The organism is Mesorhizobium sp. CNPSo 4671, assembly GCF_057784245.1.
Map to the genome: position 1 here is coordinate 1 of NZ_JBWLUW010000002.1, position 22135 is coordinate 22135.

Here is a 22135-nt window from a genome sequence, read left to right on the forward strand (position 1 = left end):
TCCAAAAGCAGGGAGCGCTTCTGTGTGACCTGAACCAAATATTTTCATAAGTAGATTGCTGTCTTCTATAAAATTTTATTAAATATTTCGTCGGTCGAATTACAGTCTGTAGACCATGCGTCGGGTTGGTGTGCTTCCAGGTCGGAAAACGTCACTGAATGGTCGATGCAATGGGGAACTCTGTGGCAAGCTAATGGAACGCTATCGTGCATGGCGATCTTGGTCCGGATGCGGCCGCCTGGGAACGATCCAGGCAGGCCAGGCATTACGAGGAGGATTTATCCGATGAGCTTCTTCGTCAACGCCCTGGGTGTTCCTCTTCCCTACAGCGGCGCTTCCACCCATTGGTACTCGGCGGCAGGGGCCGGGCCGGACTTGTACGGCAGCTCCGGCAACGATTCCTTCTACGGAGCATCCGGTGTCAACGTCACCATGCACGGTGGCACAGGCGATGACATCTATTACCTCTATGCGGCGGGCAACAAGGTGGCCGAGGCCGCCGGGGCAGGCATCGACACGATCAGCACATGGATGAGCTATAAGCTGCCCGACAATGTCGAGAACCTCGTCGTCACAAACGCCAACAACTATGCCTTCGGAAATGGGTTGGACAACATCATCACCGCCAAGGCCGGGCACCAGACGCTGGACGGCGGCGCGGGAAACGATGTGCTGATCGATGGCGGCGGCGGTTACGACACTTTCATCGTCTCGAAAGGCAATGGAAGCGACCTGATCGCGAATTTTGCCGCAACCGACACCGTTCGCCTGAATGGCTATGGGTTCACTTCGTTCGACGCCATCCACTCGAGCATGATCCAGGCGGGATCGAACGTGCTGTTGAACCTCGGGTCCGGCGAGATCCTCGAGTTCAAGGACACGACCATCGACAAGCTGCAGCCCAGCCAGTTCGAATTGCCGATCGACAAGTCCGCAATGAGCCTGTCCTTCAGCGACGATTTCAACACGCTGAATCTTCACAATAGCCAGGGCGGCACGTGGGACACCAACTTCTGGTGGGGAGCGCCGAATGGCAGCACCTTGATCAGCAATGGCGAACTGCAGTGGTACATCGACGCCAATTACGCACCGACGAGTTCCGTACACCCATTCAGCGTGAACAACGGCGTGCTCACAATCACCGCGGCGCAGGCGCCGGCGGACATCAAGCCGCTGATCAACAATTACGAATACACCTCCGGCATACTGACGACCCACGACACCTTCTCGCAGACCTATGGCTATTTCGAAATGCGGGCCGACCTGCCGGAGCACGCCGGCGCCTGGCCGGCCTTCTGGCTGCTTCCGGAAGACGGTTCGTGGCCGCCGGAACTCGATGTCGTGGAGACGATCGGCCAAGCCCCGAACTCATTGATCATGACGGCGCACTCGAATGAGACCGGAACGCACACCAAGGTCACGTCGACGGTGAGTGTCTCGAACCCCGACGGCTTCCACACTTATGGCCTGCTCTGGACGCCGGACAAGCTCGTCTGGACCTATGACGGTGTCGAGGTCGCGGAAGCGGCGACGCCTTCCGACATGAACAAGCCCATGTACATGCTGGTCGACCTCGCGGTCGGCGGCTTGGCCGGCACCCCTCCGGACCATTTGGCCACGCCGGCCGAGATGAAGATCGACTACGTCCGCGCCTATACGCTGGACAGTGCCCCGGCAAACGCCCTGAACATCACCAGCAGCAGCACCGCCACGCACAGTGTCGCAACGCACAGCAACAGCACGCTGCACGGCGGTTCCGAGTTCGGGGGCCACGCGTAAGGTCTCGGGATCATGCAGCGTCGGGGAATGCGGAAATGACTGGACCATCCGGCCTGCGTTCGGTCTTCATGCGCGCCATCGCCGATGTCGGCGTCTTCTCGCTGTTGATCAACATCCTGCTGTTGGTGATTCCACTCTACCTGCTGCAGGTCTATGACCGGGTGCTGCCGTCCTCCAGCGTCGAAACGCTTGTCTATCTTTCGCTCATCGCGGTTCTCGCGCTCGCTTTCCTCGGGTTGCTGGACGCGATCCGCGCCGTTTATACGCAGCGCGTTGCGGCGACCGTCGACCGGAAGCTGGGTGCCGGCACATTCGCCATTTCGCTTGGCGCAAAATATGCCGGCGGCTTGTCGCCGCTGCGCGACCTTGCCTCGGTCTGCGCCTTCATCAGGTCGCGCGGTGTGGCGGTGTTGTTCGACCTGCCCTTCGCCCCTGTCTTCCTCGCTTTGCTCTATCTCATCCATCCGGTGCTGTTCTGGGTGACGGTCGCCGGCGCGGCGCTTCTGCTTTTGCTGGTCGTGGCCAACCAGCTTGCCATCGGCAGGAACGACGCCTTGTCCGCGGAGCGTTCGGCCTTGGCCAGCCAGGCGGAACAGGCCTTTGCCCGCAATGCGGAGACGTTGCGCGCCATGGGCATGGTGGAGAACGCCGCGCGGGTCTGGGGACGGCACGTGGCGGCTGCACTCACCTTGCATGACCGTTCCTCGAGTGCCAATGCGATCTTCAGCGGTGCCTCGCGGGCGCTGCGCATGATGCTGCAACTGGCGATCCTTGGTGCCGGCGCATGGCTGGTGCTCAAGGGGCAGATGACGGCAGGCATGATCTTCGCCTCCTCGCTGGTGTCGTCGCGCGCGTTGCAGCCGCTCGACCAGTTGATCGGCGCCTGGCGGCAGATCGCCGACGCCCGGCGCGCGTGGAAACGGCTGGAGACGGCGCTTGCGGCGCGTCCGGATGAAGCGCGCAAACTGATGCTGCCCAATCCGGCGGGCGCGATTTCCGTGCAGGACGTTTTCTTCATGGCGCCGAATGCGCAGCCTGGCACCGAACCCATCCTCAAGCGGCTGAACTTCCAAATTGGCGCCGGCCAAGCGTTGGCCATTGTCGGCCCGAGCGGCGCCGGCAAATCGACGCTGGCGCGGTTGCTTGCAGGGGCTGCCCGGCCGACCGGCGGCGCGGTCAGGATCGACGGCGCCGACCTCAGGACCTGGGACGAAAACCAGCTCGGAAAGCACATCGGCTACCTCGCGCAGGAGTTGGAGCTGTTTCCGGGATCGATCGCGCAAAACGTTGCCCGCTTCGACCCCGATGCGGATGACGCCGCGATCATCGAAGCGGCAAGGCGGGCTGAGGCGCATGAGCTGATCCTGGCGCAGCGGGACGGCTACCAGACGTTGATCGGTCCGTCGGACAGGGCGCTGTCGGGCGGCGAACGCCAGAGGATCGGGCTGGCGCGCGCCTTCTACGGCAATCCCAGAATTCTCGTCCTGGACGAGCCCAGCACCCATCTCGACGGCACGGGCGAAGCGGCGCTCGAGGCGGTACTCGCCGCCGCGAAGGCGGCCGGCGTCACGATGGTTCTGATCACGCATCGCCCTTCGATTGCCGCGTCCTGCGACCGCGTGATGCTTCTGCGCGGCGGCGCGATCGAAGCCTTCGGTCCAAGCAGCGAGGTGCTACGGCATTCGGTCGTCGGTAAGGGCTTTGCCGCGCAGCCGAATACTGTGGTGACCGGGTCGTTCGCCACGACGATCCGCACGCATAACATGCGCTTTGGATCGTAGATGATGGCAGCGCAGAGCCTCGCCTGGGAGGGCAACCCGCGTACCGACATAAGGCGTGTGGCATTCGCCGGATACGCGGCAACAGCGCTGTTGGTGGGTTGCCTTGGCTATTGGGCCGTCAGCGCGCCCTTGTCCGGAGCGGTGATTACACAAGGCACGATCTCGGCGACCGGCGGAAACATGCTGATCCAGCATCCCGAGGGCGGCATCATCAAGGAGTTGCTGGTCCATGACGGCGATCGCGTGCAACAGGCCCAGGATCTGATCGTGCTGGATCCGACAGCCGCGCAGGCCGAGCTCAACCGGCTGACGAGACAGTCGATCGCGCTCAGGGCGAGTGCGGCGCGGCTGGAGGCGGAACGCGACGGGTTGGACAGGCTGGCGCCAATCACCAAACCGGCGCCAGCATCGCTCCAGGCCGATTTCGACACCCTGATTCGAGAACAGCAAAAGGAGTTCGACGCCAGACTCGCCCGGTTCCGCTCGGAACAATCGATCCTCGCCCAACGAGTAGCCATGCATCGGCAGTCGGTCGTGGCATTGCAGTCCCAGAAAGAGGCCATTCAGCAACAAGCCGAAATCGTGAAGAAGGAACTCGGCATCAAGACCAGCCTGCTGGACAAGGGCCTCACCAATCGTAGCGAATACTCGCAGCTTTTGCGCAGCGAGGCCGATCTCGTCGGGCAGGCCGGGGCGCTGGAGGCCAATCTCGCAGTGGCCAACACCCAGATCGTCGAAGCCCAGGAGCAGACCGAGCGCCTGACCACGCAACGCGTAGAGGAGGCGCTGACGAAGCTGGACGAGGTTCGTTCCAACTTGGCCGACATCGAGGAACAGGTCAGGGCGGCCGAGGCGGTGCTGCGGCGGACGACGATCAAGGCGCCGGCCGCGGGGATCGTGGTGTCTTCGATCTACAATGCTAGGGGCAGCGTGATTGCGCGCGGTGAAAAGATCATGGAGATCCTGCCTACGGCACCGGATCTGATTGTCGATGCAAGGCTGCGGCCGAAAGACGTCGATCAGGTCCGTGTCGGCCAACCGGCGAAACTGCGATTGTCCGCCTTGAACATGCGGCTCACCCCCGAGGTTTCAGCCACCGTGGCACAGATTTCAGCGGACCGGCTCGTCGACGAGGCTACGCATGAGCCCTATTTCCGCGTCAAACTCAGGATTGCCGCCGACCTGCCGCCAGGCGTGAAGCCTGAGCAGCTTTATCCCGGAACGCCGGTCGAGGCGTTCATCAGCACTGGCAACCGGACATTCCTGGAGTATCTGGTACGGCCGATGCTCGATTCCTTCGCTCGCGCCTTCACGGAGCGGTAGAGGTTTGCGGGCCGGACAATCCGCCGGCCCATCATCAATGACCGCCAGGGCCAAAAGCCGACACCGAACAATCACCGCACCGCTTCGCGGTGAGTGCCGGGCAGGCGGGTGGCGATCAGCTTGTCGATGCGGCGGCCGTCGAGGTCGACCACCTCGAAGCGCCAGCCTTGGGCGTCGACGCATTCGCCGGTTGCGGGCAGATGGTGCATGTGCGACAGCACATAGCCGGCGACGGTCTCGTAGTCGCGATTTTCGGGCAGATCGATGCCCAGGATCTCGGCCATCTCGTCTGCCTGCATATAGCCGGCGAGCAGCCATGAGCCGTCCTCGCGCTTGACGGCGTTTTCCTCGTCGCCGGCATCGAGGTCGGCGCGGAACACGCCGGTGATGGCTTCGAGAATGTCGGCGGGCGTGACGATGCCTTCGAAATGACCGTATTCGTCATGCACCAGCGCCATCGGCACGTCGGATTCCTTGAGCTTGTGCAGCACGTCCAGCGCGTCGGCCTGGTCGTAGACGATGGGGGCGGCGCGCACATGCTTGCTCGGGTCGAGCGTGCGGCCGGCAAGGATCGCGGCCAGCACGTCACGGGTCTGGACGACGCCGACCATGACGTCGACGCCGCCGTCGCCGGCCGGCAGGCGCGAATGCTGGGTTTCCATGAGGAGCTTGCGGATCGTCGTGTCGTCGGACTGCAGGTTGATCCAGTCGACCTCGGTGCGCGGCGTCATCACCGCGCGCACGGCGCGGTCGCCAAGCCGCATGACGCCGGCGATCATGCGACGCTCGTCGGATTCGATGGTGCCGTGATGCTCGGCCTCGGCGACCAGCATCTTGATCTCCTCGTCGGTGACCTTCTCCTCGCTTTCGCCGCGCTGGCCAAGCAGCCACAATATGGCGCGGCCGGAAATGTCGAGCAGGAACACCAGCGGGGCCGAGACGGTGGCGAGGATGGTCATGGCCGGAGCCGCGCGGGCGGCAACGCGCTCGGGATCGCGCAGCGCGATCTGCTTGGGCACGAGTTCGCCGACGATCAGCGAGAAATAGGTGATGATGGCAACCACAATGCCGACGCCGAGCGGGTCGGCGACGCTTTCCCGCATGCCCGCCGAGGCCAGGTACACCGACAGCCGGTCGCCCAGCGTGGCGCCGGAGAAGGCGCCGGAGAGCACGCCGACCAGCGTGATGCCGATCTGCACCGAGGACAGGAATTTGCCGGGGTTGGAGCCAAGCTCAAGCGCCCGGCCGGCGCCGTTGACGCCGCGGTCGATCATCGCCTTGAGGCGTGCCGGCCGTGATGAAACGATAGCGAGTTCGGACATCGACAAAAGGCCGTTCACGCAGATGAGGACGACCACGATAGCAATTTCAACGTATAGCATGAGGGCTCAATAGCATTGCCGCGGGCTGCTCGAAAATAGCGGGCCGCCATTTTTGGAATATGACACCTGTCTTTCAGGCCTTGTCCCAGGCCGGCGCCGAAAAATGTTCGACGAGAGCGTCGACGACAACCCGTATCTTTGGCGTGAGCGCGCGCGTCACCGGCCAGACGGCGTGCACGACGACGTTTTCCACCAGACAGTCCGACAGAACCATTTCGAGGTCGCCCAGCCTGAGGCTGTCGGCAGCCAGCCATGTCGGCAGGAAGGCGATGCCGCAGCCGGCAAGGGCGGCGTCGAGCATCGGTTCGCCATGGCCGAGAACCAGCCGCGCCTTGGGGACGAAGGTGGTCAGATGGCCATCGCCATGCCTGATCACCCAGGGACGGACGATGCCCTCGCGGCCGTAGCCTATGACGCTGTGCCGGTCGAGATCGTCGACCGATCGCGGCGAGCCATGTTCCCTGAGATAGGCTGGCGCGGCACAGATGGCCGAGCGCTGGGCATAGATGCGTCTGGCTGCAAGCGACAGGCTGTCGTCCAGTTCTCCCATGCGGATGGCGAGATCGATGCCCTCCTCGATCAGGTCGACGCGGCGGTCGTTGAAGGAGATTTCTACCGTCAGTTCGGGGAATTTCCTTGAAATCTCGAACAGGACGGGTGCGACGCAGCGCCGGCCGAAAGCCAGCGGCACGTCGATGCGCAGCCGGCCGGAGGGGATCTGCCGGCGCACGGCGAGCAGCGACTGCGCCGTTTCGATCTCGGCCAGCGCCCTGACGCAGGCCTCATAATAGCTCACGCCTTCGCTGGTCGGGCTGAGGCTGCGGGTGGTGCGGTTGAGCAGGCGAACGCCGAGCCGCTGCTCCAATTGAGCGACCGACTTGCCGATCGCCGACTTCGTTACGTGCAGCCGCTCGCCGGCGCTGGTGAAGCTGCCGGCCTCCACGGCCTGGACGAATGCGACGATGCCTTGCAGGTCAGCCGATTCCATGACGATTCCAATTGGCGAATTCTAGTCCTCAATCAGTCATCCAATATGCCGCATGGGAGCCCTATTTTCCATAGTTGAAAGGCATAAATGTCTGGCGTGGCCATCAATCACGGAGCACGACGGACATGAGCACCCAAATCAACCAATCCTGGCAGATGAGCGGTTTCGGCCTGTCCAAGCTGAGCCAGGTGACGGGCAAGATCCCTGAATTCGGGCTGCACGAGCTTCTGGTGCGCACGAAAGCCGTGTCGCTGAACTGCAAGGACAAGCTCATCGTGGATGGCACGCTGATCCCTGACCTGGCCTTTCCCTTTGTGCCGACATCGGATGCAGTGGGCGAGGTGGTGGCTGTCGGCGGCGCGGTCAGTCGCTTCAAGGTAGGGCAGCGTGTGCTCGGCCAGGTGATCGCCGATTGGCCGGATGGCGATGCGCCACCCGTGCTGCACAAGCATACGCTCGGCTCCTCGCTGCCGGGCATGCTTTCAGACTATGTTGTCTTTGGCGAGGACGCCGCTGTGTTGGCACCGCCATCGCTCAGCGATATCGAGGCGGCGACGCTGCCGATCGCGGCGCTGACGGCCTGTTTGCGATGGCCGAGGCGACAAGGCCGGTGGCGGGCCAGACCATCCTCATCCAGGGCACAGGCGGCGTGTCGCTGTTCGCGCTGCAGTTCGCCAAGGCGTTCGGTTTGCGCGCCATCGTCACCTCGAGCAGCGACGAGAAGCTTGAGCGAGCAAAAAAGTTCGGCGCCTGGCAGGTGATCAACTATCGCACCCGGCCGGCATGGGACGAGGCCGCGCGCGAGCTGACGGATGGGCTGGGCGTGAATCATATTCTGGAAATGGTCGGCGGCGACAATGCGCGGCGATCGCTGAACGCGCTGGCCGCCGACGGCCGGCTCTCGATCATTGGCCTCCTGGGCTCGATGGAACTTAGTTTCCCGATCCTGCCCTTCATGCGCAACCGTATCGCCGTGCAAGGCCTGTCGATCGGCCATCGCCGGTCCTTCGAGCGGATGAACCGGGCGATCGAGGCGCTCGGCATCAAACCGGTCATCGACAAGGTCTTTGGCTTCGACGAGGTGCCGCAAGCCTTGCAGCATCTCGAGAAGGGGCCGTTCGGCAAGATCGTGATCAGCACGACCTGACCTCTGCGTCCGATCACTGCTGCTGCTGCTTCAGCACCCCGATGATTGCCTTGCCGTCTGTGAAGTAGGGGTCGCCGCCGCCATTGCGTCCGGTTTTGGTGGCGCCGATGCCTGCCATCTCGCTGGTCGATGCCAGCAGACCGGCTGCGTTGAGGTCGCCGATCAGGAAGTCGCGTTCGGCATCGATGTCGGGACCTATGTGATGGGTTATCGCGCCCGTGTCGTGGCTGAGGCCGACGCCGCGATCGAAGCTGGCGGCACCCAGCCAGAGCGGGCGGCCATCGTCGCCAACCGTGTCTGTCTGCCAGAAACGGACGTGGTGGCGCCGGTCGGCGCTGTCGCCGACCGGCTTTTCGAAAGCGAGATCCTGGGCGCGGCCTTCGAACAGCAGGCGGCTCATCGGCGCATCGGGATAGGGGCGGGAAAACAGGACACTTTCGCCGATGTCGATGGCGGTTCTCAAGGTGACGGCGTCAGCAGTGTCCCAACCGGCAATAGCGAAGGCATGGACCACCTCTCTCTCGCTGCCGACAAGGCCGATATTGATCGGGTCACCGGGAATGCCTTGCGGCGTGTGCGTCACCATTTCGAAGCGCTGGTCGCGAAAGCCGCGCTCGCGAAATGTCCAGAATTCCGGCGCGGCGATATAGGCAAGCGCGACCCAGGCGCCCAGCAAGGACGCCAGCCAGATTGTCGCGCGTCGCCGAAGGCTTCGTTGGCTCATGAAGGAGGCTCGATTCGTGCGGTATCTGTTGCCTGACGGTCTCTGGAAATCAATGGCCAGCGATGCGCAGCCGGTCTATCGTCGGCCATCGTTTTTGCGTGGGGGGCAGGAATGAAGGGGAAACCGGCAGGCCGCGGACCGATGGCGTTGACCGCCGACCTTGTCGCGCGGGTCGAGCGCATCGAACCGGATCCCGGCCCCGAGCCTGGAACAGCCGAGCATACCGATGCGGAGTTCGACGGCCTTGTCGAGCAACTCTTGTCACAATACCGGCCTGAAGCGCTGTGGGTGTTTGCCTACGGCTCGCTGATCTGGAATCCTGAATTCGTACCGGTCGAGCAGCGCCCGGCCACGGCGCCAGGATGGCACCGCTCATTCTGTCTGAAACTGACGCGCTGGCGTGGGACCCGCGAATTGCCGGCCCTGATGCTGGCTCTCGACCGCGGTGGCAGTTGCAACGGCATTGTTTACCGGCTGCCCGTGGAAGATCATTTCGGACAACTCGGCCAGTTGATGCGCCGCGAGATCGATGCCAACCCGCCAACCAATGTGCCGCGCTGGATCAAGGTTCAGACAAGGGACGGTCCGCTACGCGCCCTGGCTTTCGTCGCCGCGCCGGACGGCAGGGCCTATGCAGGACGGCTGGCGCCCGAGCAGGTTGCGGACACGCTGGCGCGGGCCGCCGGGCATTGGGGCTCGTCGGCGCAGTATCTGTTCAGGACCGTCAGCAAGCTGGAGGAAAGCGGTATCCGCGACCGGAACCTCTGGCGAATCCAGGATCTGGTGGCACGACACATCATCGCTTCCGGCGCCGGGCCCGCCTGATCAAGTGCTAGCGGCAGGCGCGGTACCCGCTCTTGCGGTTCTTGATGTCGAAGTGGAAATGGTTGCGGTGGTCGTAATTGTAGCCAGGCCCTAGCACGGTGGTGAAATACTGGCAGCCGTCGGCACGCACATTGTTGAGGAAGCCGCGCGTGCGGAAGGCGAACAGGCCGGGCTTGCGCACGTCGATGTCGTCGCCATTGTTGAGCTCGATGCTCATCACGTCGAGCGCATTGCCCTTGCCGTGCTCGGACAAGACACCTTCGCCGGCGATGTTGCGGCAGGAATAGCTCGAGCCCTGGTGGATGGTCTTGACGCCGGAGAAGTAGCGCCAGCGGGCGGAGGGAACGAGTTCGTTCTTTGTCCAGGCGGCGAAGGTGGCGGCCATGTCGCAGGTCAGCGTCGCGGCGGGCTTCATCTCGACACTGCCGATGGCCGTGACCTTTACGGGATAGTCGATGCCGCACTGGCCCTCATGGATCGGCGCCAGGTCGGTATAGGCGACATCCAAGCGCTTCAACTGCTGGCGGCAATCGATTTCGCTGGCCGGTATCTGTTCGACCGGCGACATCGGGGTATCCATGCGCGGATAGGCGGACTGCGTCATGTAGGGGTTGGAGGGGACAAGCCGCTGCATGCCCGTATATTGCGGTACGGCCGATGTTTGCGCGCCGACATCGACGGCAGGCTGCAGCGACAGCACGCTGCCGGTGTTGCAGGCCGAAACCGCGGCTAGGGCAAGGCCGGCGGCCAGCAGTGTCGCGGGTTTCGATTGGCGCGCGGTGGCGGAAAACACGGCGCGAAATTTGCCGGCCATTTGCAGAATCCTAGTTCTGGATACCCGGCATTTTAACGATCAAGGGTAAAGGAAAACTCAGCACCGCCGTTCACGCCTGAGGCTGAATTGCAGCGGCGATCCTATTGGCAGAACGTGCCGCCATGCCTGCGTGGCTCGAGATCGAGATGAAAGTGCAAGGCGTGGTCGGCGTCGGCGCCGGGCCCGAGCACGGTCTTGAACGGACCGCAGGCGGCCTTGCGCACGGCGTTGAGGAATTCCGCGTCCTTTTCCGGCGGCGATGGGCTGATTTCGATCTTCCTGCCGTCCGACAAGGTGAAGCTGGCGATGTCGAGTGCGTTGCCGAAGGCGTGCTCCGACAGTTTCCTGGTGCCGTGGCGCGGCCGGCAGACGAAGGCCGAGGCCTGGTTGATCGATTTGAGGTCGGCGCCGAATTCGGCTTTCGCCGCCGGCTGAATGACGTCGGCGGCAAAACGCGCCGCCGCTTCGGCTATTGGACAGTTGAGCTCGGTGCCAGGGGCAATCGCGATCGACTTGCCAAGTGACTTCAGAATGATGGGGTAGGGGATCGCGCAGCCGATTTCGGGACTGCTCTCCGCCTTGTGCTCCTCGAATTCGACGCCGAGCGCCTTCAGCCGCTCGCGGCAGGCGACTTGCTCGGCAGGCATCTTTTCGCCGGGCCGGTCGGCCGAGCGCGGATCGGGAAGCATCCTCTCGTCGCTGGCATCCGCCGGTTTTTCAGGCTGCTGCGGGGCCACCGTCGGCGGCTGAGCCTCAGGTTTCGCGGTGTCGGGCCTTTGTGTCGGGATCGGCACCTCGGCTGGGGGCTCAGGTTCGCTTTCGGTCTCGGTTGACGGCTCTCGGGCCGAGGGTTCGGAGGCTGACGGCTCGGGGCGTGGCTGCTTTGCCTGACGAGACTTTTCCTCATTGAGCTGGTTGGAGGCGTCGGGGGTCTTTGGCCCTTCCGTCTTTTGCACTTCCACCGTTGCGGCGTCGGTCTTTTGCGCTTGTGCGGGACGTGGCTCAGGCACCGGAACAGTGGCGGACGAGGTTTGCTGCTCCTGCGTTTCCTGTGGCGCCTGCTTTGGCGGCTGCTTACCCCGCGCTCTCACGCGCTGTTTGACCCTCGGCGGCTGGTCCAGACGCTGTGTCGACGACTGATCCATCCGAGGGGATAGCGGCTGGTAATGCCTGTGACGATGTCTGGCGTCGGCCGGCGTCGCCAGCAGGACCGCAGCCGCCAGAGGCAGCGCCAAGGTGCAAAGTCGTGAAAAGCTCAGCGTTGCCATCGCTCCGAAACGGCGCCGGCATGCCGAAGTTGCTTGGACAGACGCTTTCCCTGATCACAATCGGTTACCGCAGCGTTACGCGCCGATCGCTTCGAGGCCTTCCTCCAGCCAGTCGGCGAGCAGCGGCATGCCAAGCAGGTACTTGGCCGTGCGCTTGTTGGCGCGTTCGCGCGCCGCCGTCAGGGCATCCACCCATTCCGCGGCGTCATAATCGCCGCGACCGACCCATGCGAGCGCGACCAGTTCGGCGGCTTCATCGACATTGAGGTCGTTGATCAGCTCGCGCAGTTCTTCCTCGGTCAGGTTTTCCGAACTTTCCTCGGCGAGGCCGTCATGGTGATGATTGTCGTGCGTGTCGCCGTCGAATTCGATCTCGTGTTCGGCGCCGTCGGCATAGTCCTCGTTGACGGCGGCACTCAGCGCCTTGGCCTTGAGGATAAACAGGCGCACGGTGTCGGGGCCGATCGAGAGTTCCCAGTCCTTTTCAAGCCGCCGCTGCACGGGCCGTCTCCGTCAGTCGTTTGCCGGATGATAGCGGATTTCAGGCATCCGTCACCTGATGTTCTCCACCCCTGCTTTTTTCCGGGATGAAACGCGGAGCGCTTGGCGTTAGTGTTCTATTCTCACCCCTCAAGGAGGCTTCGATGCATAAAAGAATGCTGATCCAGGCGGCGACTGCTCTTGTCGCGCTGCAGTTCTTCGCCGTCCCGGTGTTCGCGGCGGGCAGTAGCGGTGGCAGCGATGCGACCGTCACCCAGTGCAAGAAGGGAGAGGTCTGGGACAAGAAGAAGAAAAAGTGTGTCGCACCTCAGGAAGGCATGCTGGACGACGACAGCATCTATGATGCAGGCCATGCGCTGGCGATGGCCGGGCGCTATGATGAGGCGATCTCGGTGCTCACCCTTGCCGCCAACAAGCAGGATCCGCGCATTCTCAACTATCTCGGCTATTCGCACCGCCATTCCGGTCGTGTCACCGTCGGCCTCGGCTATTACGAGGAAGCGCTGCGCATCGACCCCAATTACACGCTGGTGCGTGAATATCTCGGCGAGGCGCATCTGCAGATCGGCGATCTCGCCGGCGCCCAGCAGCAACTGATGGAGATCGAGAAGCGCACCGGCAAGGGATCGCGCGAATACGGCATGCTGTCCGAGCAGATCGACCATTTCATGCGGAGCTGATCAGGCCCCCAAGATTTATCGAAGCGGCCGCGAGCAATCGCGGCCGTTTTTTCATTGCCTCCTGCCTCATTAGCCGCCTCCTCTGGTGAAAGCGGGGATGATTTTTGCAAAACCGCTTTTTTGGGCGTGAAAAACCCGCGAAGATTGCTATATTGGGGCAAATTGCGGTGAAACGGTTCCGTTAGCCCGAGGCTGCCGGACCGTTTTCTTTTTGTACCCAACGACAAGGCCTCCCCCGGAACGCGGGGGTGGCGGCAGGAAAGGTCAGGCATCATGAACAAGGTCCCGATGACAGGCGAGGGGTTCGCGTCATTGAAGGAAGAACTGCGTTGGCGCCAGCAGGAAGAACGGCCGCGCATCATCGAGGCGATCTCCGAGGCGCGCTCGCATGGCGACCTGTCCGAAAATGCCGAATATCATGCCGCCAAGGAGGCGCAGAGCCTCAATGAGGGCCGGGTCAACGAGCTTGAGGATCTGATCGCGCGCGCCGAGGTGATCGACGTCACCAAGCTCAGCGGCGACAAGGTCAAGTTCGGCGCCACCGTCGTGCTGGTTGACGAGGACACCGAGGAAAAGAAGACTTATCAGATCGTCGGCGACCAGGAAGCCGACGTGAAGTCCGGCCGTATCTCGATCTCCTCGCCGATTGCACGTGCGCTGATCGGCAAGGAAGTCGGCGACGCCATCGAGGTCAATGCGCCGGGCGGTGCCAGGGGGTATGAGATCGTCCAGGTGCAGTTCATCTAGGACCTTTGATAATTCCACTCTGGCGGCCGCTCCGCTCGTCGCGGGCGACCCCGAAAGAACCACGCTATTCGACTCGCCAGAGCGAATTCTGAAAGGTCCTAGGCCGGCGCTTGTGATTTAAGTGCCAGTAGCCCCTCCGCTTCAGCCACCACCTTAGTCGGCGTCACGCGCCCACCAGGCGCGGCCAGCAGTGTCGACGCATAGGGCCCGCGCGGGCCGGTCAAACCCGGTTCCGTCGCCAAGAACACCGCGACCGTCGGCAGGCCGAAGGCGCTGGCGAGGTGGGTCAATCCCGTGTCGGCACCGATGACCAGCGTCGAGCGGCCGAGGATGGCGGCGATGTTGGCCAGTAGGGACTTTGGCACCACGACCGTGGATGGCACGGCCTTGGCGATTGCCTCCGCCACCGACCTTTCACGCTCGTTCGACCAGGTCGTGACCGGCGTCATGCCGCGCTCGACCAGCAGACGGGCGGTTCCGATCCAGTCTTCGACAGGCCATTTCTTGTCCTCGCGGCTGGTGCCGTGCAGCAGGAAGGCGGTTTTTCCGGTGATGCCGGCCAGGGTGCCGGGTGGCGGCACGATGCCTGAAGCGAGCGTCGACAGATCGGGCTCATAGCCAAGCGCCAGCCCGAACAGCCGCCGTGTCCGTTCGATGGCGTGCAGGTCGCGGGGCACGCCGTAAGTGACGTCGTAGAACAGCGTTGCAGAGGGTTCGCGCGCGCTCGATCGGTCGAAGCCGGCGATCGGCGCACCCGCCTGCCGCGCCACCAGGGCCGATTTCAGCAAGCCCTGCGCATCGATGACCAGATCGTAGCGGCATTCGCGCAAGGTGCGGCGCAGCGCGGCCGCTTCGCGCCAGGTGCCCCCCTTGAACAGCGCCTTGCGCCAGCGCCGGATGGCTACCGTGTGGATCCCAGCGATCGCCGGGTGCAGCGCGACAATGCCGGCGAACGCCTCTTCGACGCACCAGTCGAAGGACACGTCCGGCCGGTGGAGGCTGGCATCCTCGACGGCCGGAAAAGTGTGGATGACATCGCCCATCGACGATGTCTTGACGATCAAGACCTTCATGCCGCGGCCGAAAGTTCCAGCAGCCGGTCCGCCGCCGCCGCGACCTGCCCGACTTGCAATGTCTTCAGGCAGTTGAAATGGCCGAGTGGGCAAACTTTCTGGTGGCAGGGCGAACAGGAGAGGTGCAGCCAGACCAGTTCGCGGCGCTCCGCCAGCGGCGGCGTGTTCTCAGGCGAGGTCGAGCCGTAGACGGCGACGATCGGCGTGCCGACGCCTGCCGCGACATGCATCAACCCGCTGTCGTTGGACACAGCCAGCCTTGCCGCCGCGATCAGGTCGATGGCATCCTCCAGCCGCGTCTGGCCGGCGAGGTCGACGACGCCAGGGGCAAGGGCCGCGATTTCCGCGGTGACGTCGCGGTCGTTCTTCGAACCGAACAGGGCGACCTTCAGACCCTTATTCATGAATTCGCGGGCAAGACCGGCATAGCTTTCGCTTGGCCAGCGCTTGGCCGGGCCGAATTCGGCGCCAGGCATTAACGCCGCGAATTTCCCTGGCGCCAGCCCGAAACGGTCGAGCAAAGCGGCCTGGTTGCCGGCATCCACGGTTAGGTGGGGCGCGCGGAAACTGCCGCCCTTGGCGAGGCTGAAATAGGCCTGGGCGGTGCGCCGTTTCACGGCGTCCGGCAGCGGCACGATGTCGGTCAAAAGGCCATAGCGCATTTCGCGCAGATGGCCGAAACGACGCGGAATGCGGGCAAAGAACGGAATCAGCGCCGATTTCCAGCTGCCGGGCAAGATGTAGGCCATGTCGTAGCGGCCGCGCAACAGGCGGCCGAAGCGGCGGCGAATGGTGAATTCCAGCGCGCCCGGCTTTAGCGGTAAGTCGATCTGCTGGCGGATTTCGGGCATGCGCTTGACCAGCGGCGCCGCCCAGGCGGGCGCCAGCACGTCGATCGCGGCGTTGGGATGGAGTTCCTTCAGCGCCGAGAACAGGCACTGCGCCATCACCATGTCGCCCACCCAGCGTGGGCCGATCACGAGGATCGTTGGGCTTTCAGCCATTCGACATAGTCTCTGACACCGGTTTCGACTGTCCGGAATTGGCCATTATAACCGGCCGCGCGCAAACGGGACATATCAGCTTGCGTGAAGCTCTGGTAGCTGCCCTTGAGGTGGTCGGGGAAGGGGATGAATTCGATCTCGCCTTTGCCCAGCGTGTCGATGACGGTTTCGGCGACGGCGCGGAAGGGCTGGGCGCGGCCGGTGCCGCAGTTGAAGATGCCGCTCGAGCCGCGTTTCCACAGCCACAGATTGACGTCGGCGACATCGCCGACATGGATGAAATCGCGGCTCTGCTCGCCCGGTCCGAAGCCATCATAGGCGCCGAACAGTTTCGGATTTTCACCGCGCTCGACCTGGTTGAACAGATGGAAGGCGACGGAGGCCATGGCGCCCTTGTGCGCCTCGCGCGGGCCATAGACGTTGAAGTAGCGCAGGCCGGCGACCTGCGAATGATCGGTATCGAAGACGGTGCGCCTGACATAGTCGTCGAACAGTTTTTTCGAATAGGCATAGACGTTGAGCGGCCGCTCGAGCGCCGGTTCCTCGCGAAACTCCGAACCGCCGCCATAGACGGAGGCCGAGGAGGCGTAGAGGAAGGGCACGCGCAGTGCCTGGCAGGCATGCAGCAGCCGCTTCGAATAAGCAAAATTCACCTCCATCATGAACTTGCCGTTCCATTCAGTGGTGGTCGAGCAGGCGCCCTGGTGGAACACCGCCTCGACACGACCGAGCGATCCGGCTTCGATGCGGGACAGAAAGTCGTCCTTGTCGAGATAGTCTGATATGCTGAGATCGGCGAGATTGGCGATCTTGTGGCCGTCTGTGAGATCGTCGACGACCAGTATGTCGTCATGGCCCTCGGCATTGAGCGCGGCGACGATGTTGGAGCCGATCATGCCGGCGCCGCCCGTGACGATGATCATGAAGGCCTCTGGTTGCTTGCGATTCCGGTCCTTATAAGGGAGCCCAGCCAAGCTGTCGACAAAGCATGGCGGTCGCCCGTCTTGCCCTTTCAGGCTTGTCTGTTTTGTCCATTTTGTCTATAATGGGCAGAACGGAGCGCCCATGAAACACTATCCATCGACGGATCTGAAACAGAATCTCGGTGACGTGCTTGCGGCCGCCAGCCAGCAGCCCGTATCCATCACGCGTCACAATAAGCCGAGATACGTCCTGATGAGCATCGAGGCTTACGAGGCTCGCTTCGTCAATGACAGCCGCCGCGCTTACGCGGCCAAGGACGCCCCGTCCGAACATGTCGAGATGCTCGAGGAATACTCAGCGGAATTGGACCGTGATTAAACCGGTCGCCGCGGACGTCTGGCGATATCCATATCTGTGGCACCGCCAACATGGAGACGGCGAGACCGAAGGTCGCAAGACACAACCTGTCGCCTTCGTGGCTGTCCTTCCCGGGAAAGCCGGCGGCACTAATCTCTTTATCCTTGCAATCACTTCAACGCAGCCCGGCCGCGATCGCATCGCTGTTGGCGTTCCGGAAATTGAACGCCGCCGTGCCGGCCTTGACCCTATCCCCCTTTGGGTCATAGTCGACGAGTACAACCACGATATCCTGGAATCCTCAGCCTATTTCGAACCCGGTGCGCGCATCGGCGCATTCAGTCCGTCGTTCCACAAAAAAGTCATATCCGCTTTCATCGCGGTTGTCCGCGCAGGCCAATCCAAAGCTATCCCACGGGCTGACTGAACGGCCTGCAGGGCACAAGGGGCAAAAAATGCCGTCGACCGAATTGCTCATCGCGTTTTTCGCCACCACTGCGATCTTCGCCTATATCCCCGGTCCCGCCATGCTTTATGCCGCGGCGCAGACGATGGCGCGCGGGCGCTGGTCGGGACTGATGGCGGCACTTGGCATCCATCTCGGCGGCTATGTTCATGTCTTTGCCGCCGCCGCCGGCCTGTCGGTGCTGTTCCATGCGGTGCCGCCGCTCTACATGGCGGTCAAGCTGGTCGGCGCGCTCTATCTGATCTGGCTCGGCGTCTCGCTGTTCCGCAAGCGCGTGGAGGGCGACGTGGCACTGCCCACGATCGAGCGGAAATCGGCTCGGCGAGCTTTTTTCGAGAGCATCACCGTCGAGGTGCTCAACCCCAAGACGGCGATCTTCTTCATGGCGTTCCTGCCGCAGTTCATCGATGCCTCGGCGGCGTTCCCGGTGTGGCTGCAATTCGTCGTGCTCGGCACCATCGTCAATTTGATGTTCTCCTCAGCCGACATCGTCTGCGTGTTCCTGGCCGGCCTGGTGATCGGGCGGCTGCGGCGTTCGAGCCGGGCGCAGCGCTTGATGCAGCGGGCGGGCGGCGCGGTGCTGGTCGGGCTCGGCGTTCACGTTGCGCTGCAGAAGAGCTGACCGCTCGCAGTGTGCTGGTCCTGTGCTGCCGTTGCGCTGCGTGGATTTGCGGTATATCGGCAGGCATGACGATCCGGCCCGTAAATTGACAATTTTCAGCACGACACAGATCAGCCTTTCCACACATTGCCAGTGACATGATCAAGCACAATCCGCCTTCTCCCGAACCCTTGCACCGCGCCATTGCGCGCTTTGGCGGCGTCACCGTGCTGGTGGTCGGCGACCTCATCCTCGACCGCTTCGTCAACGGCGTCATCGAGCGGATTTCGCCGGAGGCGCCGATCCCGGTGCTGCACGGCCGCGGCGAAAGCTCGGCCATGGGCGGCGCCGGCAATGTCGTGGCCAACATCGTCTCGCTCGGCGCGCGTGCCATTCCGGTTTCGGTGATCGGCACCGACACGGCCGGCGACAGCCTGGTGCGGATGCTGGGTGAGCTTGGCGCCGAGACAGTGGGGCTTTCGCAGCAGCGCGGCCGCATGACCTCGTCGAAGAGCCGCTTCAGCGCGCTCAACCAGCAGGTACTTCGCTTCGACGAGGAAGAGATCAAGCCGCTGGACGAGGAGGAGCGGGCAGGGCTGATCCGGCATTTCCGCACCGCACTCACGGGAGCCGACATCGTCATCCTGTCCGATTACGGCAAGGGCATCCTGCTCGACGGCGTCGCCGCCGAACTGATCGCCATCTGCCGCGAGGCGGGCAAGCCGGTGCTGGTCGACCCGAAGGGTCGCGACTATGCGCGCTATGCCGGCGCGACCGCCGTCACACCCAACCGCAAGGAACTTGGCGAGGCCGTCGGCCATGCGGTGTTCGCCGATGACGAGATCGTCGCCGCGGCGCGGGAGTTGATTTCGGCACACGGCTTCGACTTCGTCGTCGCCACCCGCAGCGAAAAGGGCATGAGCGTGGTCGGCCCGGAAGAGGCGCGCCACATCGCCACCCAGGCGCGCGAAGTGTTCGACGTTTCGGGCGCCGGCGATACTGTCATCGCGACCTTCGCGCTGGCGCTCGCATCGGGCGCTGATCCGGTCGCGGCGGCCTCGATCGCCAATGCCGCCGGCGGCGTCGTGGTGGGGAAACGCGGCACCGCGCGGCTGACGGTCGAGGAACTCACCGGCGCGCTGTTCCGCTCGCACGGGCCGACCGCCCACAAGGACGCCATCCTCGATGCCGCATCGGCCGCGCGCATGGTGGCGGCCTGGAAGGAAGAGGGCCTCAGCGTCGGCTTCACCAATGGCTGCTTCGACATATTGCACGCCGGCCATGTCAGCCTGCTGCACGCGGCGCGCAGCCAGTGCGACCGGCTGGTGCTTGGCTTGAACAGCGATGCCTCGGTGCGGCGGCTGAAGGGGCCGGGCCGTCCGGTCAACGACCAGCATGATCGTGCCTGCGTGCTCGCCGCCCTGGCCTCGGTGGATGCCGTCGTGGTGTTCGAGGAGGATACGCCTCTGGCGCTGATCGAGGCGCTTTTGCCCGACATTCTGGTCAAGGGCGCGGATTATACGATCGACACAGTGGTCGGGGCCGATGTCGTGCAGAAGGCCGGCGGGCGCGTTGTGCTGGTCGATCTCGTCGCCGGCAAGAGCACCACCGGCACCATCGGCAAATTGCGCGCCGGCTCTACAAGCTGAGGTTTTGATGTCTGAACTGAACGACTATCTGGTCCGCTCGGCGGCCGCGATCACGGCGATGGTCGAGCGCGACTTGACCGGCGAGATGGAGCGGGCGACGAGCGCTGTGGTGACGGCGCTTTCGTCGGGCAAGGCCTTGCTGATCGCCGGCAATGGCGGTTCGGCCAGCGATGCCATCCACATAGCCGGCGAACTGGTTGGCCGCTTCCTCAAGGAGCGCAAGGCCTACAATGTCATCGCGCTGCCGGCCAATGCCGCGGTGCTGACCGCCTGGGGCAATGATTACGGCTTCGACACGGTGTTCTCGCGCCAGGTCGAGGCGCATGGCTCGGCGGGCGGCGTGCTTCTAGCGATCTCGACCAGCGGCAATTCGCCGAGCATCCTCGCCGCCGCCGAACAGGCGCGGATGATGGACATGACGGTGATCGGCCTGACCGGCGACACCGGCGGCAAGCTGAAGCCCTTGTGCGATATCCTGCTCAACGTGCCCTCGACCTCGACGCCGATCATCCAGCAGGGCCATTTGTGCCTCTACCATCATCTCTGCGAGGTGGTCGAAGCGCGCCTGTCGAATGGCTGACAGGAAGGGCACGCCACATCCGCTGACCGAGCCGGGTGTATGGATCGAGCGGATCGGCGACCGGGTTTTCCTGCGGCACGTGCCGGCGCTGTTCCTCGACCGCGACGGCACCATCAACGTCGATACCGACTATCCCTGCGATCCAGCCGAGATCGAGCTCAGGCCGCAGATGCTGCCGGCGATCGCGGCCGCCAACCGGGTCGGGATTCCGGTTGTCGTGGTCACCAACCAGTCCGGCATCGCGCGCGGCTATTTCGGCTGGAGCGCCTTTGCGGCGGTGAACGGCCGCGTGCTCGAGCTGTTGGGCGATCAGGGCGTGTCTGTCGACATGGTGCTTGCCTGCGCCTACCACGAGGCCGGTGTCGGACCGCTCGCCGTTGCCGATCATCCGATGCGCAAACCCAATCCGGGCATGCTGATCGAGGCGGGCAAACGCCTCGATCTCGATTTACAGCGCTCCCTGATCGTCGGCGACAAGCTGGCCGACATGCGGGCGGGAAAGCGCGCTGGCCTGGCACAGGGCTGGCTGGTCGACGGCGAAGCGGCGGTTCAACCCGGCTTCGCCATCAGGCGTTTGCAAGACGGTGATGACGTCGTTGGTCTCATCACCGCCATTGAAACGCTCGGCCGGGACTACAGGTCCTGATCCAGGCCTGACGGCTCATACGGGATCGTTGCGTTCCGAGGCCTCGTAGAGTTTTGCCTCGGTGGCAAAGGAATAGATCATCACCGACATCGAGTAGACGAAGCCGTGCCGGCCGCACAGGAAGTAGCGCTTTGCCAGGTAGAATTTCAGGAAGTTGCCGAACGGCGACAGCACCAGCCGCACCAGGCCGGGCTTCTTGCCCTTCTCGACCAGTGTGACGGCCTTGAGGCCGGAATAGGCGTTGGCCCGGGCAAGATCCTCCTCGACCGATATTTCGCGGCGATGCAGCAGGACGCCCTCTTCGATCGTGCCGGTCTCGCCCGGCACGTGGAAGGCTTCGTGCACCCGCGCGGTGAGATCCATGGTGGCGCCTTCCCGGCGGAAAAGCCGCATCAGCCTGTTGTGCAGCACCCAGCGATGCGCGTAGCCATAGCCCTTCAGCCAATCGCGGCGCCGGATGTACCATCCGTTGATCTTGTTGTCGGCCGCCTGCGTGATGGCCACGATCGACTGCCGCAGCTGGTCGTCGACGCGCTCGTCCGGGTCGATCGAAAGACACCAGGGCTGGGTGGCATGGTCGAGCGAGAATTGCCGCTGACGCGGAAAACCCGGCCAGTCATTGTGCAGCAGCCTTATCGGGTAGCCCTTGGCGATATAGCTTTCCACGCATTCGACGGTGCCGTCGGTCGAACCGGAATCAACGATGATGATCTCGGCGCAGAAGTCGATGCTTTCCAGGCACGGGCCGATCATATCGGCCTCGTTCACGCAGATGATAAGCGCCGAGACCGGGCTTGCAAATCGAGTCATGGTCCCCTTCCCATGGCGGGCCGCCCCCAGAGCAACGCTGCTTTCGCCATCTATTCCCAAGCAATT

At 63.5% G+C, this 22135-nt stretch carries 23 protein-coding genes and 1 pseudogene; 14 read left to right on the forward strand and 10 right to left on the reverse strand.

Going from position 1 to position 22135, the window contains the following annotated elements:
- Positions 1-285 precede the first annotated feature (285 nt).
- Genes eglC through AC04SF_RS04345 form a run of 3 tightly spaced genes read left to right on the forward strand, consistent with a single transcriptional unit; the run spans position 286 to position 4883 of the window.
- The gene (gene eglC, locus AC04SF_RS04335) at positions 286-1779 is read left to right on the forward strand and encodes an endo-1,3-1,4-beta-glycanase EglC (RefSeq protein ID WP_488476683.1); all 1494 of its coding nucleotides are present in this window, start codon (positions 286-288) and stop codon (positions 1777-1779) included.
- A gap of 35 nt (positions 1780-1814) precedes the next feature.
- On the forward strand, positions 1815-3560 hold the full coding sequence (locus AC04SF_RS04340) for a type I secretion system permease/ATPase (RefSeq protein WP_488476684.1): 1746 nt from the start codon (positions 1815-1817) through the stop codon (positions 3558-3560).
- Positions 3561-4883, forward strand: coding sequence for an HlyD family type I secretion periplasmic adaptor subunit (locus AC04SF_RS04345; RefSeq protein ID WP_488476685.1), 1323 nt, complete (start codon positions 3561-3563; stop codon positions 4881-4883).
- Positions 4884-4954: 71 nt separating this feature from the next.
- Here the strand turns inward: AC04SF_RS04345 and AC04SF_RS04350 are convergent, their stop codons facing one another.
- Together AC04SF_RS04350 and AC04SF_RS04355 are read right to left on the reverse strand one after the other, a co-directional pair.
- Complete coding sequence (locus tag AC04SF_RS04350; protein WP_488476686.1) at positions 4955-6265, reverse strand: hemolysin family protein; 1311 nt, start codon at positions 6263-6265, stop codon at positions 4955-4957.
- 73 nt (positions 6266-6338) lie between these two features.
- Positions 6339-7253 (reverse strand): LysR family transcriptional regulator, encoded by a 915-nt coding sequence (locus AC04SF_RS04355; RefSeq protein ID WP_488476687.1) that lies wholly within the window; start codon positions 7251-7253, stop codon positions 6339-6341.
- Between the two features lie 155 nt (positions 7254-7408).
- On the opposite strand from AC04SF_RS04355, the pseudogene AC04SF_RS04360 reads away from it, so the two are divergent.
- Together AC04SF_RS04360 and AC04SF_RS04365 are read left to right on the forward strand one after the other, a co-directional pair.
- Positions 7409-7720 (forward strand): annotated as a pseudogene (locus AC04SF_RS04360) (alcohol dehydrogenase catalytic domain-containing protein); the annotation flags it as partial.
- A gap of 122 nt (positions 7721-7842) precedes the next feature.
- Positions 7843-8400: a zinc-dependent alcohol dehydrogenase family protein gene (locus tag AC04SF_RS04365; protein WP_488476688.1), complete on the forward strand. Its 558-nt coding sequence runs from the start codon at positions 7843-7845 to the stop codon at positions 8398-8400.
- A gap of 13 nt (positions 8401-8413) precedes the next feature.
- Here the strand turns inward: AC04SF_RS04365 and AC04SF_RS04370 are convergent, their stop codons facing one another.
- Positions 8414-9124, reverse strand: a complete 711-nt coding sequence (locus AC04SF_RS04370) for an LssY C-terminal domain-containing protein (RefSeq protein ID WP_488476689.1) — start codon at positions 9122-9124, stop codon at positions 8414-8416.
- 111 nt (positions 9125-9235) lie between these two features.
- On the opposite strand from AC04SF_RS04370, the gene AC04SF_RS04375 reads away from it, so the two are divergent.
- Positions 9236-9949, forward strand: a complete 714-nt coding sequence (locus AC04SF_RS04375; RefSeq protein ID WP_488476690.1) for a gamma-glutamylcyclotransferase — start codon at positions 9236-9238, stop codon at positions 9947-9949.
- Between the two features lie 7 nt (positions 9950-9956).
- Here the strand turns inward: AC04SF_RS04375 and AC04SF_RS04380 are convergent, their stop codons facing one another.
- From AC04SF_RS04380 to AC04SF_RS04390, 3 genes are all read right to left on the reverse strand, one after another.
- Positions 9957-10763, reverse strand: coding sequence for an extensin-like domain-containing protein (locus AC04SF_RS04380; RefSeq protein ID WP_488476691.1), 807 nt, complete (start codon positions 10761-10763; stop codon positions 9957-9959).
- A 101-nt stretch (positions 10764-10864) separates the two neighbouring features.
- Positions 10865-11500, reverse strand: a complete 636-nt coding sequence (locus AC04SF_RS04385; RefSeq protein ID WP_488476692.1) for an extensin-like domain-containing protein — start codon at positions 11498-11500, stop codon at positions 10865-10867.
- A 606-nt stretch (positions 11501-12106) separates the two neighbouring features.
- Positions 12107-12532: a DUF3775 domain-containing protein gene (locus AC04SF_RS04390; protein ID WP_488476693.1), complete on the reverse strand. Its 426-nt coding sequence runs from the start codon at positions 12530-12532 to the stop codon at positions 12107-12109.
- A gap of 143 nt (positions 12533-12675) precedes the next feature.
- Between AC04SF_RS04390 and AC04SF_RS04395 the strand changes: the two genes are divergently transcribed.
- Positions 12676-13212, forward strand: coding sequence for a tetratricopeptide repeat protein (locus AC04SF_RS04395; RefSeq protein ID WP_095201798.1), 537 nt, complete (start codon positions 12676-12678; stop codon positions 13210-13212).
- Positions 13213-13485: 273 nt separating this feature from the next.
- Positions 13486-13959 (forward strand): transcription elongation factor GreA, encoded by a 474-nt coding sequence (gene greA / locus AC04SF_RS04400; RefSeq protein WP_008877613.1) that lies wholly within the window; start codon positions 13486-13488, stop codon positions 13957-13959.
- A 98-nt stretch (positions 13960-14057) separates the two neighbouring features.
- Here the strand turns inward: greA and waaC are convergent, their stop codons facing one another.
- From waaC to rfaD, 3 genes are read right to left on the reverse strand one after another with little or no spacing between them, the layout of a single operon-like run.
- Complete coding sequence (gene waaC, locus AC04SF_RS04405) at positions 14058-15032, reverse strand: lipopolysaccharide heptosyltransferase I (protein ID WP_488476694.1); 975 nt, start codon at positions 15030-15032, stop codon at positions 14058-14060.
- Positions 15029-16036 (reverse strand): lipopolysaccharide heptosyltransferase II, encoded by a 1008-nt coding sequence (gene waaF, locus AC04SF_RS04410; protein ID WP_488476695.1) that lies wholly within the window; start codon positions 16034-16036, stop codon positions 15029-15031. The genes waaC and waaF overlap by 4 nt, the downstream gene beginning before the upstream one ends.
- A complete protein-coding gene (gene rfaD, locus AC04SF_RS04415) occupies positions 16009-16959 on the reverse strand; it encodes an ADP-glyceromanno-heptose 6-epimerase (protein ID WP_488476696.1) in 951 nt (316 codons plus the stop codon). The genes waaF and rfaD overlap by 28 nt, the downstream gene beginning before the upstream one ends.
- A gap of 142 nt (positions 16960-17101) precedes the next feature.
- Here rfaD and AC04SF_RS04420 point away from each other — a divergent pair, with 142 nt between their 5' ends.
- From AC04SF_RS04420 to gmhB, 6 genes are all read left to right on the forward strand, one after another.
- Positions 17102-17338, forward strand: a complete 237-nt coding sequence (locus tag AC04SF_RS04420; RefSeq protein WP_096449180.1) for a type II toxin-antitoxin system Phd/YefM family antitoxin — start codon at positions 17102-17104, stop codon at positions 17336-17338.
- Positions 17331-17744 carry a hypothetical protein gene (locus AC04SF_RS04425; protein WP_488476697.1) on the forward strand — a complete coding sequence of 138 codons (414 nt, stop codon included), beginning with the start codon at positions 17331-17333 and terminating at the stop codon, positions 17742-17744. Before AC04SF_RS04420 ends, AC04SF_RS04425 begins: the two co-directional genes overlap by 8 nt.
- 28 nt (positions 17745-17772) lie before the next feature.
- A complete protein-coding gene (locus tag AC04SF_RS04430) occupies positions 17773-18405 on the forward strand; it encodes a LysE family translocator (protein WP_488476698.1) in 633 nt (210 codons plus the stop codon).
- 137 nt (positions 18406-18542) lie between these two features.
- Positions 18543-20033: a D-glycero-beta-D-manno-heptose-7-phosphate kinase gene (rfaE1, locus tag AC04SF_RS04435; RefSeq protein ID WP_488476699.1), complete on the forward strand. Its 1491-nt coding sequence runs from the start codon at positions 18543-18545 to the stop codon at positions 20031-20033.
- 7 nt (positions 20034-20040) lie between these two features.
- A complete protein-coding gene (locus tag AC04SF_RS04440) occupies positions 20041-20613 on the forward strand; it encodes a D-sedoheptulose-7-phosphate isomerase (RefSeq protein ID WP_488476700.1) in 573 nt (190 codons plus the stop codon).
- On the forward strand, positions 20606-21259 hold the full coding sequence (gmhB, locus tag AC04SF_RS04445) for a D-glycero-beta-D-manno-heptose 1,7-bisphosphate 7-phosphatase (protein ID WP_488476701.1): 654 nt from the start codon (positions 20606-20608) through the stop codon (positions 21257-21259). The genes AC04SF_RS04440 and gmhB overlap by 8 nt, the downstream gene beginning before the upstream one ends.
- A 15-nt stretch (positions 21260-21274) precedes the next feature.
- On the opposite strand, the gene AC04SF_RS04450 is transcribed toward gmhB, so the two are convergent.
- On the reverse strand, positions 21275-22069 hold the full coding sequence (locus tag AC04SF_RS04450; protein ID WP_096449170.1) for a glycosyltransferase family 2 protein: 795 nt from the start codon (positions 22067-22069) through the stop codon (positions 21275-21277).
- Positions 22070-22135 lie beyond the last annotated feature (66 nt).